Genomic DNA, 15,678 nt, shown 5'->3' on the forward strand with positions numbered 1-15,678 from the left:
TAATATTTTAGTGACAGAAATGAGCTAAAAATTTTTTGCTCCAAGTAACCAGAGATGCAAGTAGTAGCCTTGGTATAGTAATCCAGAATAAGGATGCACCAATTGCAACAAACAGTAGTGTGTCTTCTAGAAGTGAGTGAGAGATTGCAATATGGTAATTTAGGATATCAGCATTTTCTTTTTTTATTTTTTTATTATCTACGTTATGTATCAATATTCCTGCACCATAGGCAAGTCCCAGGGTATTTGCAACTATCCAAAGAAAAGCAGCATCTTTAGGTACACCTAGAATCATTAGAGGATATTTTAAAATTTTAGTTAGATAATATGATATTTTAAATTCTTCCAATAATGATTGGAGTATCATGAGCAAAATTATTAACACAATGATCTTTACAGTTAAATATGAAGCCCCTATTGCCCAATTTTTTAGTTCATGAAAAAAATTAGATTGTAATATTATTTCAGAGTTTGAGACCATGACCTGCTTTGAATTGTTTAAGGGAATTAAAAGATTTAAGATATATGCACCAATAAAACTGGTTATTATCCTTACAATAGTGATTTTTATAAAAGAAGACCCTGTTTTTTTCTGCACAGCACCCTCAACTGGTAAATTATGGGATATAAGACACATAAGGGCAAGTATTGTAATTTCCCTCTGTGAAAAGGAAAGGGTATTAATAGTTGCAATTGCTGCGTATATATTTATAAGTCCTGCTGTGATGTAAACTAACGCCCCATCACCACTTACCCCCACTGATTTAAATAGTGGTTCAAATAGCCCAGCTATTTGGGGAAGCACATTAAATGCTTTTATTAAAAATACTAAAAAAGATATGGGTATTGTGATTTTAATAATCCAGATACTGGTGGGGATTGCTGGTTTAAACCCCTTTGAAACTGCAGAAAAAAGTTTCTCTTTAAAGTGTTTTACCATTTTAATTGTCTATTAATTGAAGGTAGTTTTTTGCACTTGTTAGGTAGTGATACTCCCTAGCACCTTTAATTAGATCCTTTTCTTGTGGCGGGTTTTTTAAGACTTCAATGATCCTCTTTGATAATTCAATATGGTCGCCAACACTCACCAATGGACCCAGCTCTCCACCCCTTAAAATTTCTCTGGGTCCACTCATGCAATCTGTTGATATAACAGGTGTTCCAAGGGCCATGGCCTCAACCAGTGCATTGGGAGACCCTTCCCATCTGGATGATAAAACAAAGAGGTCTGCATTTTTCAAATAGGGATAGGGATTTTTTTTAAAACCCAGAAAGTCTACTTTTTCTCTAATATTTAGTTCCATACATAGATTTTCCAGCTGTTTTTTTAGTTCACCTTCTCCCAGTATTAGTAGTCTGGCCTCTACTTTCCTGTTCACCAAGGATACGGCCTTTATCAATGTCTTAAAATCCTTTTGATATGTTAGCCTCCCCATTCCCACAATTACTGGTACCTTTTTAGGTGGATTTAGCCACTTATGTTCTATTTTTTCTTGTGCGAGTTCATAGATTTCATTGGTTATTGTAGGGTTTTTTATTACATAAGCCTTATCTTGCACATCTGGACAAAATGAGATTATATCCTCTATGACCCCCTTTGATACACCTATTATGCCGTTGGCATGGGGAAGAAATTTCTTTAATAAAAGCAGTCTAAAATCAATATAGGGTTTAGGCTTGTTTTTCTCAAAGAGAGAGCGCCTTATATGTGTTCCAAACCTGATAAAGATCTTTGTATCTACCCTGGATATCCTTTTTGCAATAATCGCCATTATTCCAGCACGCTCCTTCATTACCAACAGGGATTTAATCTTTTGTTTTCTTAAGATTTTTACCATATAAGGTATGCTCAGGAATGTGTGTTTATATGGAAGCTGTATGATTTTTACCTGTGAGGGGATCTTTTTTACAAATTTTCCCCTTGATTTAATCCTGTACAAATTAACTCCCACATCTAGCTCCAAGAAACCCTGCATGAGATTAACCGCCATTTTTTCAACACCACCATCACCTGAGAAGGAGAGGAGCATATTTACTTCCATGAAATACTCCGTTAACCTTTTAGAATATTTGAATATAGCGAAATATATTGTCTTACCATCCTGTCAATAGAAAAATGGTTTCTAACAATCTCCTTTCCCCTAAGCCCCATTTTTTCTCTAAGGGATTTATCTTTGAGCAAACAAACAGTTTTGTTAATAAAGTCCTCTGTGTCTCCTTTTTTAAACAACAGTCCATTTTCATTGTTCCAGACAATCTCTGGTATCCCCCCAACTGCAGATGCAACTATAGGCACACCTGCTGAGCTTGCCTGGAGCAGAGATACTCCAAGTCCTTCCATGGATGCTGGATGTACTATTAAATCTAGACATGGTAATATCTTTTCCAAATCCCACCTAAAACCAACGACCTTTATATATTTCTCCAATCTAGAAGTTTTAATTTTATCTCCAATTTCTTTTAAAAGAGGCCCTTTTCCAAACAAGAGAAATACCACATCAGGTACTTGTTTTATAATAAAAGGTGCTGCTTTAATTAAAAATTCATGGCCTTTTCTGGGTATGAACTGGGCAATCATCCCAACTGTTTTAACCTTATTTGATAGGGAAAATTCTCTTAAGAAAAAATTCCTGTCACAGTCTTTGTTGTAAAAATCATAGTCAATTGCACTTGAGATAACTATTATATCTTTTTTTGTTACACCTTGTCTTGTTAAAACGTTAACTATTCCTCTGGAGATTGACACTATCTTGTCATAAAGGGAATATTTTAGCTTTAATAGGTACTTGCTTTCTGGATTATCTACCCGTCTCGTGATTACTGATTTTGTCTTTGATAATTTTGCTGCGACTCCTCCCCAAAGATCAGCTCCTCTCCTGCTGTGCACGTGAATTATATGGGGTTTTTCTTTTTTTATGATACCAAGAAGTTTAAATAAAAATAGTAAATCTATATCTCCATACATAGCTACATCATAGATTTTACATATCCCTGTACATTTTTTTGAGATATCGCTATTTTTTGGACAGACTAGTAAGTTTTCTCCAAAGGAGTTTTCTTTGAGTCCCTTTAATAGGTAATAGACCTGTTTGGCACCTCCATATAGGTGCATACCTGTTTCAATATGAAGTATTTTGGGGTGATTACTATTCATGTGGTCAAATTTGAGGTTTTTGGATTCAAATTTCAAGCAAAAAAAGAGGCAGGATGAAATTATCCATCCTGCCATCTATATTAAGGAGGGGGAGAGATGGCTAAGTTATAATATATATCTACTTAGGTCCCTGTCTTCCTGGAATTCTTTTAATTTCTCTCTCACATATTGAGCATTAATTGTGATTTTCTCGCCCTGTTTTTCTGGCGCTTCAAATGAGAGATCGTGCAGGACCCTTTCCATTAAAGTATAGAGCCGTCTAGCCCCGATGTTTTCTGTCTCTTCGTTTATTTTTTCAGCAAAGCTTGCTATTTCATATAAGGCGTTGTCAGTGAATTCTATTTCAACGCCTTCTGTTTCAAGGAGCGCTTTGTATTGAACAGTCAATGCGTTGCGTGGCTCGGTTAAGATTTTATAAAAATCTTCTTTTGTCAAGGGGGAAAGTTCCACTCTTAGTGGAAATCTTCCTTGGAGCTCTGGAATCAAATCAGATGGCTTGGCATAGTGGAAGGCACCAGCTGCAATAAAGAGTATATGATCGGTCTTTATCATGCCATATTTGGTGTTCACCACACACCCTTCTACTACGGGAAGCAGGTCCCTTTGTACACCTTCCCTTGATACATCTGCCTGCCTGCTGTCTCCTTTGCTGCAAATTTTATCTATTTCGTCTAAAAAGATAATACCTGTTTGTTCTACCCTCTCCTTTGCCATTTCAACTACCTTGTCCTGATCAATGAGTCTTTCGCTCTCCCTTTGTAATAGATATTCATATGCATCTTTTACCTTCATTTTTCTGATTTTCTTTTTTTTGGGAAACATCTTTGAAAACATCTCTTGTAGTTGCATCTCCATATCTTCCATTCCGGGCATTGACATGACCCCAACATGGACAGTAGGGGTCTCAACTTCTACTTCAACCATTCGATTGTCTAATTTCCCTTGTCTCCATAGCTCTCTAAATTTTTCCCTTGTGGAATCTTGTGTTGTTGAGGTGTCTGAATCATTGTTTTCCATGAATTGAGGCGGCCCAAACTTTGGATGCTTTCTGGAACCAGGTAAAAGCAAATCTAAAAGTGCCTCTTCAGCAAGTACTTCTGCCTTTTCCTTCACCCTCTCCTGTTCTTCTTTCCTCACCATATTTACGCCAATTTCCATGAGATCTCTTACCATGGATTCCACATCTCTTCCAACATATCCAACTTCTGTGAATTTAGATGCCTCTACTTTAAAGAAGGGAGAGCCAGCCAGTTTTGCTAACCTCCTTGCAATCTCTGTCTTTCCAACCCCTGTGGGACCTATCATGATAATATTTTTGGGAGCAACTTCTTCCCTTAGCTCTGGTGATAATTTTTTCCTCCTCCATCTGTTTCTAAGCGCCACAGCAACCATTTTTTTTGCTTCACCCTGTCCAACTATATATTTGTCCAGTTCCTTTACTATTTGTCTTGGAGTCAAACTCTCTTCCATTAAAAAACCTCCTGCATATTCTTATTTCTTGAGATATTCTACTACAATTTCAGAATTGGTATACACGCACATAGAAGCAGCTATTTTCAAAGAATCCTCCACAATTTCTTTAGCTGACAACTGGGTATGCATGCAAAGTGCCTTGGCAGCAGCCATGGCGTATGGTCCACCAGAGCCAATTCCTATTATGTTGTCATCTGGTTCAATTACATCACCTGTTCCACTAATTAAGAGTATATTCTCAGCATTGGCCACAAGTAACATGGCCTCCAGTCGTCTTAAATATTTGTCTGTCCTCCACTCCTTGGCCAACTCCACACTGGCCCTTAAGAGATTACCTGAAAATTCTTCAAGCTTTGCCTCAAATTTTTCAAACAATGTAAATGCATCTGCAGTGGCGCCGGCAAATCCTGCTATTATCTTATTTTTATACAATCTTCTTACTTTTTTTGCCTTGTGTTTTATGGAGATGGCCTGTCCCAGGGTCACCTGGCCATCTCCTCCTATGGCTACACCACTTTCATCTTTTACTGCCAGGATTGTAGTGCCTTTTATCTCAACCATTTAAGCTCCTGAAATGCTATTTAAGAGTTAAATATTTCCTCTGCCACTTCACACCATAGTTTAAACATATCCTCAGAAAATAAATAAAGATAACAGGTTTTAACCCCGGTATTTGGGAGGACTTCTTTTATCGTCCCAATGGCAATTTGGGCTGCTTCCCTTTTGGGGTACCCATAGACTCCACAACTGATGGCTGGAAAAGCAATTGTTGTCAAGTGGTTTGAATCTGCCAATTTTAGTGAATTTTTATATGCATTTTTCAGAAGTTCTGGTTCATTGTGTTTCCCATCCCTATAAATGGGGCCAACAGTGTGTATCACATATTTTGCCTTTAACTTAAAACCAGGGGTAATTACAGCCTCCCCTGTTGGTAGGGGGCCATTTTCCTGAACCCATTTCATACCAGCTTTTTTTAGTTCTGGACCAGCTGCCCTATGAATGGCTCCATCAACCCCTCCTCCTCCTGCGAGCTGGGAATTTGCGGCGTTTACAATAGCATCCACATTTGCTTTTGTAATGTCCCCCTGAAGTATGATTATTCCCTTGTCCCCAAGGGTAAAATTTTTTTTCATACCCTCTCCTCCAAAAATTTTGTTGTATTCTTTACACCATAATTAAAACATTAGCACGTTCTGTAATATGTCAAGCAAGGACTTGTGTATTGACAGGATTTAAATTAGTGATGATCCTTATCTTCTATGGGATTTTAGGGTTAGCCCAGGTTTTGAGCAAACTTGGGCTAAGGTTTTTTTACTAAAAAATTAGAGAGTTTTTGGTATGTACCATTTTTTTGACATTTTTATTGTGATAATGGCTGTAGTTATTGCAGGAGCCCTCTTGATTAAAAGATTTATGCAAATTTTTGACAAAACCAAAGAAGGCTCCCCATGCGTGGGTTGCTCAAATTCAGACTGCCCTTATAAAGATAAAGACCTTAACCAGTAGTTTGAGTGGCAGGGGTCTTATCATTCAGTTGATTTTCCCTGTTTCCCTGGATATTTCCTCCTGGTTTATTAGTTGGATATAGATAGATTTTATCTTCAGCAATGAGCCCCATGGCCAGTAAGAATTTTTTTCCATCATTTTCAGTTGACCATACATTGAAAAGAGAAAAAATGGAGTTTAAGACATCCATTTTTTTCTCATCTTGTTTTTCTTCTCCATGACCCCCTGTAGGGGGGGTATTTTGTTCTGTTAGCTGGAGTTTTTGAACTGACTCTGGATTATCTGGGGACTTAAAGTTTGTTTTGTCTTCAATTATATGTCCATTATCCTTTGGCTGGGCTGTGGTTGTATTTTTCGGTATGGTAGATTTTGAACCATTCAGGGAGAGGGGCTTTATATCAATTTCAAAATTAAAATTGGATTTAAGCAAGGTATCTTTCCTGGTTTTTAAATTTAGTACCATCTGGTGTGATATCTCTCTGGAATTCATCTTAAAATTGGTTTTTTGTATGAACTCCTGGGACAATCCCAGCTCAATATTCACATCTAACTTTTTGCCATCTTCGGTTTCAACAGTTAGTTCCATGTCCATTTTTACCTTTTCAATATCTTTGTAAAATTTGTTGTAACCAAGTTTATTCATGTTTGCCTGATGGCGGAAATTGCCTTTATAATTCAGGTGTTCTGAGAGTAGCGTCTTTTCCATATGTGAAAAATCAAATTTATCTATATCTACAATCTCAACATCTTTGCCTGTAAACTTTTCAATTATGGATTCCAACATCTTTAGATTATCAGAAGATAGGTTCTTTAAACCTTCCTGATTTGTGCTGGATATAGAAACAGAGTCCCTGGTTTGGGGTGTTGATATATTTTTTAAATTTTGTGGTGATAGCTGGTTTTCTTTTGATGGATCCTGGTCATAGGATATTTTGTTATATTGAGTGTTAAGGTAGAGGATTGAGGAATTTATTTTCATGGTTTATCCCTCCTTTTTCATATCTTAATCGACATGGGAGGGATAAAATTTAGGGGGAAAATATTTTAGTTATTCTTCTGGAAAATCCATATAAATTTCAACTTCTCCACCATACCCTCTTTTGAGCTTGGCATTATGGTATCTCTTTTTAAACACGTGGATCATCTTTGTATTGTCTATTAAAACAGTGGCTATAAATCCTTTGTATCCGTTTTCTTTTGCAATTTTCTCAAGGAGTTTGAGTAAAAACGATCCAATCCCCATATTTTGCAGATCATCTCTAACCACAAAGGCCACTTCTGCATACTCTTTACTTATATCTGAACTAGCATATGAACCAATTGCCACAATTTCCTTTTTTCTCCCCTTTTGGAGTAGTCCCACCATTGTCATATTTTTTCTGTAGTCCACCCTGGCCCACTCATTCTGGAGCATTTGTCTGGAAAAGACCTTCTTTTTTTGGAAAAACCTGTAATATACAGTTGTATCTTTTAAAGAATAAAAGAAATTTCTTGAAGCAAATTCATCTGAGGGAAGAAGTGGCCTAAATTCAATGTTCCTGCCATTGGGAAGGGTGTAATTGTATTTATATTTTTCAATAAATATGAGGTCTTCTTTTTTGGGAGGTAATTGATCTGGGAAAATGTAGTGTTTCTTTTTGGCTTCATTAATTAGTTCTTCTCTGAACTTTGGATGTGCAATTTGGGCCAGCTCCATCACCCTTTGGTATATGGACTTTCCATAGAGTTCTGCTATTCCATACTCAGTAACCACAATGTCCACGTCTGCCCTGGTTGTTGCTACTCCAGCACCTTCGCTTAACTGTGGTACTATCCTGGAAACCTTCCCATCCTGGGCAGTTGAAGGTAAGGCAATTATTGAAAAACCACCTTTTGACATCTTTGAACCCCTTATGAAGTCTACCTGGTCACCAATTCCACTGTAGAACAAATATCCCTTTGAATCTGTACAGATCTGGCCAGTTATATCCACTTCAAGTGCTGAGCTCAGCGAAATAAAATGGTCATTTTTTGCTATTATGTTGGGATCATTTACAAAATCAGAAGACTTAAAATAAAACATGGGGTTGTTGTTTACAAAATTATACAATTTTTCAGTTCCCATACAAAGGGATGCTACTGCTCTGTCTGGGAGGTAAGATTTTTTTCTGTTTGTTATTACCTTATTTTCAAACAAGGGAAGAAAACCATCAGTTATGACTTGGGTGTGTATTCCAAGATCCTTTTTATTCATAAGGTAAGGTAATATGGCATCGGGTAGATGGCCAAATCCCACCTGGAGTGTTGCTTCATCATCTATGAGCTGATTCACATAGAATGCTATTCTCTCAATTATTTCTTTGTTCTTTTTTCTGGGCACTGCTTCTACCAATGGTTCTTCATAAAAAACAAGATAGTCTATGTCGTCTATATGTATTAGACTATCTCCCCATGTCCTGGGCATTCTGGGATTTATTTGCGCAATAACCAGGTCTGCGCTCTTAAGTCCAGCATAAGTTATATCAACTGATATCCCTAAGCTGCAATATCCAAATTTATCTGGTGGGGAAACCTGAATTAAAGCTACATCAAGCCCTATGGATTTTGAATAGAATAACTCTGGGATTTCAGATAAGTATGCGGGGATGTAGTCTATTTTTCCTTCAAATGCCGCCTGGCGCATCTTTAAACTTATGAAAAATAACTTAAGGGAGAATCTCCTCAAAAAATTTTCATCATCTATATAATCCCCAAAGGTGGAGGAGAGCATTTGATAGATGACTATATCCTGGAGATTTTGGTCTTTTACCATTTCCCTGATGAGGTGTTGGGGTTCTCCACATCCTGTGCCCACAAAGACCCGACTTCCATTTTTTATCTTTCTAATTGCTTGTTCCACACCTACCAGCTTTTTTGAACATATATCAGGTAGATCCATGTTTTTTTATTCTCCAGGTTGTTGATTTTTGTTTTTAGTGTATGTACCAAAAAACCAAGTGAGTTAATGATATATGAATATATCATTCATAATGATAGGTCAAGAAACTCAAAATCAAAGAATTTTAGGGAGGTTTTATGGTTATAGATTTAGGTGAAGGCATGCATTATGAAGGGTTTTGTATAAGACCACCAAGTGAGGCCTTCAGTATTTTACTTCAGGTAACTGTTGGTTGTTCTCACAATAAATGCACTTTTTGTGGCACATATAAACAAAAGAGATTTAGGATAAAAGAATGGGACATAGTGTTCAGCGATATATTATTTGCTTCCAAATATATGAGAAATCAAAATAGGTTGTTTTTAATGGATGGAGATGCACTTATTATCCCTAAGAGAAAGCTAGTTCCTTTAATTGATGCCATAAATAAACATCTGCCCTGGCTCGAGAGGATAGGTACCTATGCAAATGCAAAAAGCCTTAGAAAAAAGACCTTAGAAGAGCTAATTGAGCTCAAAGAGAAAAAGTTGGGTATTATATATCTTGGGGTAGAGAGTGGAGACGATGAAGTTTTAAAGGATATTAATAAAGGAGCTACTTCTTCTGAATATGTTGAGCTTGCAAAAAAGGTTAAGCTCTCTGGTATAAAACTCTCTGTTACTGTGCTTCTTGGAATTGCAGGTAGAATGAGATCCCTTGAGCATGCAAGGGCAACTGGAGAATTGCTTACAAAAATGGATCCTGACTATGTGGGCGCACTCACACTTATGTTAATACCTGGAACTCCTTTACACGATAAATATGAGAGGGGTGAATTTGAACTTCCAGACAAATATGGAATGCTAATGGAACTTAGGGAAATGATAAGGTTTACTGATCTTACCCATGGCCTTTTCACTTCAAACCATGCTTCAAACTATCTCCCGTTAAAGATAAAATATCCAGAAGGGAAAAAAGGTGCGTTAGAGATGATTGACAAAGCAATAAAAGGGAAGATTGGCCTTAAGCCCGAGTGGATGCGCGCACTTTAATGAATAGGTTGGTTGTGAAATAGTGAACAAAGTAATCAGTTTTTAAACTGAGTTTTAAAAAAATCTTTGACAGACAGGTGGAAATGAGATAAACAGACTCCAATTTGTAACAATTTTCACAAAGTCCTAATAACACACAAAAAACAAGGTTGGAGGGCAATTCTATGATAGAGCTAAACATTACCTTTTTTATTCAACTGGTAAATTTTTTGATCTTGCTGGCTGTGTTAAATCTTATTTTGTATCGTCCCATTAGGGGGATACTAAAGCAGAGACAGGAGAGGCTTTCTGGTTATCTGTCTGACATTGAACAATTTAATGAACAGGCAGGTGAAAAATTGAAAAATTATGAAGAGCAATTAAATCAAGCCAGGGTTGAGGCCTCAAAACTAAAAAATGATTTTAAGGCTGAAGGTGTAAAAGAAGAACAGGTTGTACTTACTAAAGCAAAGGAAGAGGCCCAGGCAAAGCTAATGGCTGCACGTGAGGACCTTGAGAAACAGGTAAGCTCTGTAAAGCAAGAACTTCTGGCCAAAGTAGACGAGTATGCAAATATGGTGGCACAAAGGGTTATGGCTTAAATCCCAATAATAGAAAAAAAGAGGTTTAAGGAGGTTGGTTTTGAAAAAAATAATAAAAAGGACATTGTTGGTTCTGGCTCTCCTTCTTATGGGGAGTGTTGTTTGGGCCTCTGGCCATGGTTCTGAGGAAGCCTCTTCTGCTGCTGCCTGGAAAGACTTTTTTTGGCGTTGTGTAAATTTTGCCCTATTTTTGGGTATTATCTATAAGTTGGCAGGCAGCAAGATAAAAGATTTTTTTGGGGGGAGGACCAGAGATATTGAAAGTAAATTTAAATCCCTTGAAAAAAGGCGGAGTGAAGCTGAACAGAAATTAAAAGAAGTAGAGGCTCGCATTGCAAATGTGGAGCAGGAGAGGGAGGAAATTTTGGCTGAGGCCAGGCGTCAGGGTGAGGCAATAAAAAGTGCCATAATAGAAAAGGCCTATAAGGACGCTGAAGAAATTAAAAAGCAGGCGGAGATAAAGGCCCAGCAAGAATTTGAACAAGCTATAGAATTAATTAGGGCTGAGATGGCAGACAAGATTATTGAGTCTGCTGAGAAGATAATTTTGAGTAGGCTAGGGGTTAAGGAACAGGAACAATTAATTGATAAATATCTAACAAAGGTGGTGCTCAATTGAAACAGGAAATAATAGCAAAAAGGTACTCCAGGGCATTGTTCGCAATTGGCCAGGAGGAAGGTCCTGAGGCCTTGAGGAAATATGGCGCGGAACTTGGGGCCTTTTGTGACCTTGTGGAGAGTGAGCCTATTTTGCTTAGGATTTTTAAAAATCCTGTTATCAGGGTGGAGGACAAAAAGGTCCTAATAGGTAAGATCCTTGATAAAATAGGCGCCTCCAAGGTTGTTAAAAATTTCTTTATGCTCCTGGCTGAAAAAAAACGTCTTCCTTATATCCTAGATATAAGGAACTATTATCAAAAGTTACTTGATTTATTTGAAGGTATTGTTCGTGGTCATCTTGTTACTGCTATTGATTTAAATGATGATAAGAAAGAGAGCATTAGAAAGAGCTTAGAGGAGAAGATGGCCAAGAAGTTTGTTTTAGATTTTCAGGTGGACAAGGGTATTTTAGGTGGTGTGGTCTTAAAGGTTGGGGATAAGGTGTATGATGCCAGTTTAAGGGCCCAATTAAATATATTGAAAGAAAAAATAAAAAGGGGTGAGTAGTGGCCATGCAAATTAGATCAGAAGAAATTACCAAAATTATTCAAGATCAGATAAAAAGCTATGAGGAAAAAATGGAAATGGCAGAGACCGGTGTGGTCCTGTCAGTGGGTGATGGAATTGCCAGGGTGTATGGACTTGAGAATTGTATGTCCATGGAGCTTCTTGAGTTTCCTGGTGAGATATATGGAGTTGCTCTAAACCTGGAAGAAGATAATGTTGGTGTTGCACTCCTTGGAGAAGATACCCACATCAAAGAAGGAGACATTGTAAAGAGAACAGGAAGGGTTTTTTCAGTTCCTGTAGGAGATGCAGTAGTTGGTAGGGTCATAGACCCTGTGGGTAATCCCCTAGATGGTCTTGGCCCTGTATCCATGAAAGAGACCAGGTTGGTTGAGATCAAAGCACCTGGTATTATTGTGAGAAAACCAGTTCATGAGCCAATGTACACTGGTCTCAAGGCTGTTGATGCAATGACTCCAATTGGGAGGGGTCAACGTGAGCTAATCATTGGTGATAGGCAGGTGGGTAAGACAGCAATTTGTATTGATGCTATTTTGGCACAAAAAGAGAGCGATGTATATTGTTTTTATGTTGCAATAGGCCAGAAGAAATCCACAGTTGCCCTGGTAGCAGAGACCTTGAGGAAACATGGTGCAATGGAATATACCACAATAATTTCAGCTACTGCATCTGATCCAGCTGCCCTTCAGTACATTGCACCTTACAGTGGGTGTACAATGGCTGAGTATTTTAGAGATAGTGGTAAGCACGCCTTAATTATATACGATGACTTATCAAAACAGGCAGTTGCATACAGACAGATGTCCTTGCTTCTCAGACGTCCTCCAGGACGTGAAGCATTTCCTGGTGATATTTTCTATTTGCATTCTAGGCTACTTGAACGTGCTGCAAAATTAGATGATAAACATGGAGCTGGTTCATTAACAGCACTTCCAATAATTGAGACCCAGGCTGGTGACGTTTCTGCATATATTCCAACAAACGTTATCTCAATTACAGATGGCCAGGTATATCTTGAGCCTGACTTGTTCAACGCTGGTTTTAGGCCTGCAATTAACGTTGGTCTTTCAGTATCAAGGGTTGGTGGTTCTGCTCAGGTAAAGGCAATGAAAAAGGTTGCAGGTACCCTTCGTCTAGACCTTGCCCAGTACAGAGAATTGGCGGCATTTGCCCAGTTTGGATCTGACTTGGACAAGGCTACCATGCAGAGGTTAGAGCGTGGTAAGAGGATGATGGAGCTCTTAAAGCAACCTCAATATCAGCCACTTCCTGTTCAAGAACAGGTGGTTGTATTATACGCAGGGACCCGTGGATATTTAGACGATGTACCTGTTGAAGCTGTTTCAAAATTTGAAAAGGAATTTCTTGAGTTCATGAGAAATTCCAAGGGTGATATACTAAATGCAATTAAGGAGACCAATGATTTAGATGAGGCAACAGAGGAGAAGTTGAAAGCTGCATTGGAGGAATTCAAGAAGACTTTTCAGGCCTAACACTTTATTAAGGAAAAAGGGGAAAATCCATGCCTTCATTGAAGGATGTTAAAAAGAAAATAGAGTCAGTACAAAAGACCCAGCAGATTACAAGGGCAATGAACATGGTGGCGTCAGCAAAGCTAAGACGTGCCCAGGAGAGGATAGAAAAGTTCAGGCCCTATGCTGATAAATATTATGAAATGTTAAAGGACCTATCCAAGGGTGTGGATGTAAGTGTCCATCCTCTGCTAGAGCCAAGGGAGGAGATAAAATCCACAGGAATTGTTCTTATTACTTCAGAGAGGGGACTTTGTGGAGCCTTTAATACAAATTTAATAAATAAGGCTGAGAGGTTAATTAGGGAAAAGAGTGGAGAGGGAAAGGCCGTTAAGGTACTTGCTGTAGGTAGAAAGGCGGCTCATGCTGCAAAAAAGGCCGAGGGTGTAGAGGTTTTGAACTCTTATGTTGGGGTTATGGACAATTTTGACTTTACCCTTGCAAACAAGATAGGTCTTGAAATTATTAAGGCATATGAAGACCATGTGGTAGATGAAGTTTTTCTAATCTACGGTCAGTTTGTAAGTATCTTAAGGCAAGAGCCTGTATCCCTGAAGATTTTACCAGTTACCCAGCCTGAGACAGAAGAAGAGGAAGAAAAAGGGCCAAAGGCGCTTTATATGTATGAACCTTCAGTAGAAGGTCTTTTAGCTGAGCTTTTACCAAGGTTTATTAAGGTACAGGTATACAGGGGAATGTTAGATACCTCAGCAAGTGAGCATGCAGCAAGGATGACTGCTATGGACACTGCTTCTAAGAACTGTGACGAAATGATCCACAAGCTAACACTGGCTTATAATAAGGCAAGGCAAGCTGCCATCACCGCCGAGTTACTTGATATTGTTGGCGGTGCAGAGGCATTAAAAGGATAAATAAGGGGGAAGTAATGAGTGAGAATATAGGAAAAATAGTTCAAGTTTTAGGAGCTGTTGTAGACGTTGAGTTTGAAGAGGGCAAATTGCCCAATATCTTAAATGGTATTAAGGTATTGGATCCAAGTAGGTCTGAAGAAGAGGCGTTGATACTTGAAGTTGCCCAGCAGCTCGGTGACAATGTTGTGAGATGTGTTGCCATGGACACAACAGATGGTTTGGTTCGTGGTATGAAGTGTCTGGACACTGGGCAACCAATTGCCACACCTGTTGGTAAGCCTGCATTGGGCAGGATTTTAAATGTTGTTGGTCGTCCAGTGGACGAAATGGGACCAGTAGAGGCAGAGGAATTTTGGCCAATTCACAGACCAGCCCCATCCTTTACTGAGCAGTCTACAAAGGTTGAACTGCTTGAAACTGGTATCAAGGTTGTTGATTTGATGATCCCATTTCCAAAGGGTGGTAAAATGGGATTGTTCGGTGGTGCAGGTGTTGGTAAGACAGTTATCCTCATGGAGATGATCAACAATATTGCTAAACAGCATGGTGGTAAGTCAGTTTTTGCAGGGGTTGGTGAGAGGACAAGGGAAGGTAATGATTTGTACCTTGAGATGAAAGAAGCAGGTGTTCTTCCAAATGCAGCTCTAGTATATGGTCAGATGAATGAGCCCCCAGGAGCCAGGGCAAGGGTTGCACTAACTGCTCTTACTGTTGCTGAATACTTCAGGGACGTAGATGGTGAAGACGTACTTCTTTTTATTGACAACATCTTTAGATTTACCCAGGCAAATATGGAGGTGTCTGCACTTCTTGGTCGTATGCCTTCTGCAGTTGGATATCAGCCAACTCTGGCAACTGACCTTGGTGAGCTTGAGGAAAGGATTACCTCTACCAACAAGGGTTCAATTACATCAGTCCAGGCTATTTACGTACCAGCAGACGACTTGACAGACCCAGCACCAGCTACCACATTTTCCCACTTAGATGGTACTTTGGTTCTGTCTAGGCAAATTGCAGAGTTGGGCATCTACCCTGCAGTTGATCCCTTGGATTCTACCTCAAGGATTTTGGATCCAAATATATTGGGCGAAGAGCATTATAGGACTGCACGTGATGTTCAGCAGATCTTGCAGAGGTATAAAGACCTTCAAGACATCATTGCAATCCTTGGTATGGAAGAGCTATCTGACGAAGATAAACTCGTTGTATCCAGGGCAAGAAAGATTCAGAGGTTCCTATCCCAGCCATTCCACGTTGCTGAACAGTTTACAGGTAGAGCAGGTGTATATGTAAAGACCGAAGATACAATTAGGGGATTTAGAGAAATTATTGATGGAAAACACGACGACCTACCTGAAAATGCATTTTACATGGTAGGAACAATTGAGGACGCAATAGAGAAGGCAAAATCAATGTAAACAAAG

Annotated in this window: 15 protein-coding genes; 7 read left to right on the forward strand and 8 right to left on the reverse strand. The window is 38.7% G+C overall.

What is annotated here, in order from left to right; translation table 11 throughout:
• Nucleotides 1-7: 7 nt before the first annotated feature.
• The 8 genes from ACYQ0O_RS04110 to ACYQ0O_RS04145 all read right to left on the reverse strand — a co-directional run bounded on the left by ACYQ0O_RS04110 (nt 8) and on the right by ACYQ0O_RS04145 (nt 9,050).
• A complete protein-coding gene (locus tag ACYQ0O_RS04110; protein ID WP_459890911.1) occupies nt 8-940 on the reverse strand; it encodes a hypothetical protein in 933 nt (310 codons plus the stop codon).
• A 1-nt stretch (nt 941) separates the two neighbouring features.
• Nucleotides 942-2,042 carry a glycosyltransferase gene (locus ACYQ0O_RS04115; RefSeq protein WP_459890913.1) on the reverse strand — a complete coding sequence of 367 codons (1,101 nt, stop codon included), beginning with the start codon at nt 2,040-2,042 and terminating at the stop codon, nt 942-944.
• Nucleotides 2,043-2,053: 11 nt separating this feature from the next.
• Entirely contained in the window at nt 2,054-3,154 is a 1,101-nt protein-coding gene (locus ACYQ0O_RS04120; RefSeq protein WP_459890915.1) for a glycosyltransferase, read from the reverse strand.
• 105 nt (nt 3,155-3,259) lie between these two features.
• Complete coding sequence (gene hslU, locus ACYQ0O_RS04125; RefSeq protein ID WP_459890917.1) at nt 3,260-4,624, reverse strand: ATP-dependent protease ATPase subunit HslU; 1,365 nt, start codon at nt 4,622-4,624, stop codon at nt 3,260-3,262.
• 21 nt (nt 4,625-4,645) lie between these two features.
• Nucleotides 4,646-5,188 (reverse strand): ATP-dependent protease subunit HslV, encoded by a 543-nt coding sequence (gene hslV, locus ACYQ0O_RS04130; RefSeq protein WP_459890919.1) that lies wholly within the window; start codon nt 5,186-5,188, stop codon nt 4,646-4,648.
• Nucleotides 5,189-5,208: 20 nt separating this feature from the next.
• Nucleotides 5,209-5,760: an O-acetyl-ADP-ribose deacetylase gene (locus ACYQ0O_RS04135; RefSeq protein ID WP_459890921.1), complete on the reverse strand. Its 552-nt coding sequence runs from the start codon at nt 5,758-5,760 to the stop codon at nt 5,209-5,211.
• Between the two features lie 362 nt (nt 5,761-6,122).
• Nucleotides 6,123-7,112: a hypothetical protein gene (locus tag ACYQ0O_RS04140; RefSeq protein WP_459890923.1), complete on the reverse strand. Its 990-nt coding sequence runs from the start codon at nt 7,110-7,112 to the stop codon at nt 6,123-6,125.
• Between the two features lie 69 nt (nt 7,113-7,181).
• Complete coding sequence (locus ACYQ0O_RS04145; protein ID WP_459890925.1) at nt 7,182-9,050, reverse strand: GNAT family N-acetyltransferase; 1,869 nt, start codon at nt 9,048-9,050, stop codon at nt 7,182-7,184.
• A 137-nt stretch (nt 9,051-9,187) separates the two neighbouring features.
• Between ACYQ0O_RS04145 and ACYQ0O_RS04150 the strand changes: the two genes are divergently transcribed.
• From ACYQ0O_RS04150 to atpD, 7 genes are all read left to right on the forward strand, one after another.
• A complete protein-coding gene (locus ACYQ0O_RS04150) occupies nt 9,188-10,081 on the forward strand; it encodes a radical SAM protein (protein ID WP_459890926.1) in 894 nt (297 codons plus the stop codon).
• Between the two features lie 164 nt (nt 10,082-10,245).
• Nucleotides 10,246-10,662, forward strand: coding sequence for a F0F1 ATP synthase subunit B (locus tag ACYQ0O_RS04155; protein WP_459890928.1), 417 nt, complete (start codon nt 10,246-10,248; stop codon nt 10,660-10,662).
• A gap of 40 nt (nt 10,663-10,702) precedes the next feature.
• Nucleotides 10,703-11,281: a F0F1 ATP synthase subunit B gene (locus tag ACYQ0O_RS04160; RefSeq protein WP_459890930.1), complete on the forward strand. Its 579-nt coding sequence runs from the start codon at nt 10,703-10,705 to the stop codon at nt 11,279-11,281.
• Nucleotides 11,278-11,829, forward strand: a complete 552-nt coding sequence (atpH, locus tag ACYQ0O_RS04165; protein WP_459890932.1) for an ATP synthase F1 subunit delta — start codon at nt 11,278-11,280, stop codon at nt 11,827-11,829. Before ACYQ0O_RS04160 ends, atpH begins: the two co-directional genes overlap by 4 nt.
• Nucleotides 11,830-11,834: 5 nt before the next feature.
• Nucleotides 11,835-13,343 carry a F0F1 ATP synthase subunit alpha gene (gene atpA, locus ACYQ0O_RS04170; RefSeq protein ID WP_459890934.1) on the forward strand — a complete coding sequence of 503 codons (1,509 nt, stop codon included), beginning with the start codon at nt 11,835-11,837 and terminating at the stop codon, nt 13,341-13,343.
• A gap of 29 nt (nt 13,344-13,372) precedes the next feature.
• A complete protein-coding gene (locus tag ACYQ0O_RS04175; protein ID WP_459890936.1) occupies nt 13,373-14,254 on the forward strand; it encodes a F0F1 ATP synthase subunit gamma in 882 nt (293 codons plus the stop codon).
• A 14-nt stretch (nt 14,255-14,268) separates the two neighbouring features.
• A complete protein-coding gene (atpD, locus tag ACYQ0O_RS04180; protein WP_075068853.1) occupies nt 14,269-15,672 on the forward strand; it encodes a F0F1 ATP synthase subunit beta in 1,404 nt (467 codons plus the stop codon).
• The last annotated feature ends 6 nt before the right edge of the window (nt 15,673-15,678 follow it).

This window comes from Desulfothermus okinawensis JCM 13304, assembly GCF_054654515.1.

What these genes read in the sequence shown, in the direction of transcription:
- hslU (WP_459890917.1), bottom strand. Translation starts at nt 4,624, where the DNA reads ATGGAAGAGAGTTTGACTCCAAGACAAATAGTAAAGGAACTGGACAAA.
- atpD (WP_075068853.1), top strand. Translation starts at nt 14,269, where the DNA reads ATGAGTGAGAATATAGGAAAAATAGTTCAAGTTTTAGGAGCTGTTGTA.
- ACYQ0O_RS04175 (WP_459890936.1), top strand. Translation starts at nt 13,373, where the DNA reads ATGCCTTCATTGAAGGATGTTAAAAAGAAAATAGAGTCAGTACAAAAG.
- ACYQ0O_RS04115 (WP_459890913.1), bottom strand. Translation starts at nt 2,042, where the DNA reads ATGGAAGTAAATATGCTCCTCTCCTTCTCAGGTGATGGTGGTGTTGAA.
- ACYQ0O_RS04135 (WP_459890921.1), bottom strand. Translation starts at nt 5,760, where the DNA reads ATGAAAAAAAATTTTACCCTTGGGGACAAGGGAATAATCATACTTCAG.
- ACYQ0O_RS04140 (WP_459890923.1), bottom strand. Translation starts at nt 7,112, where the DNA reads ATGAAAATAAATTCCTCAATCCTCTACCTTAACACTCAATATAACAAA.
- atpA (WP_459890934.1), top strand. Translation starts at nt 11,835, where the DNA reads ATGCAAATTAGATCAGAAGAAATTACCAAAATTATTCAAGATCAGATA.
- hslV (WP_459890919.1), bottom strand. Translation starts at nt 5,188, where the DNA reads ATGGTTGAGATAAAAGGCACTACAATCCTGGCAGTAAAAGATGAAAGT.
- ACYQ0O_RS04150 (WP_459890926.1), top strand. Translation starts at nt 9,188, where the DNA reads ATGGTTATAGATTTAGGTGAAGGCATGCATTATGAAGGGTTTTGTATA.
- ACYQ0O_RS04145 (WP_459890925.1), bottom strand. Translation starts at nt 9,050, where the DNA reads ATGGATCTACCTGATATATGTTCAAAAAAGCTGGTAGGTGTGGAACAA.
- ACYQ0O_RS04120 (WP_459890915.1), bottom strand. Translation starts at nt 3,154, where the DNA reads ATGAATAGTAATCACCCCAAAATACTTCATATTGAAACAGGTATGCAC.
- ACYQ0O_RS04155 (WP_459890928.1), top strand. Translation starts at nt 10,246, where the DNA reads ATGATAGAGCTAAACATTACCTTTTTTATTCAACTGGTAAATTTTTTG.
- ACYQ0O_RS04110 (WP_459890911.1), bottom strand. Translation starts at nt 940, where the DNA reads ATGGTAAAACACTTTAAAGAGAAACTTTTTTCTGCAGTTTCAAAGGGG.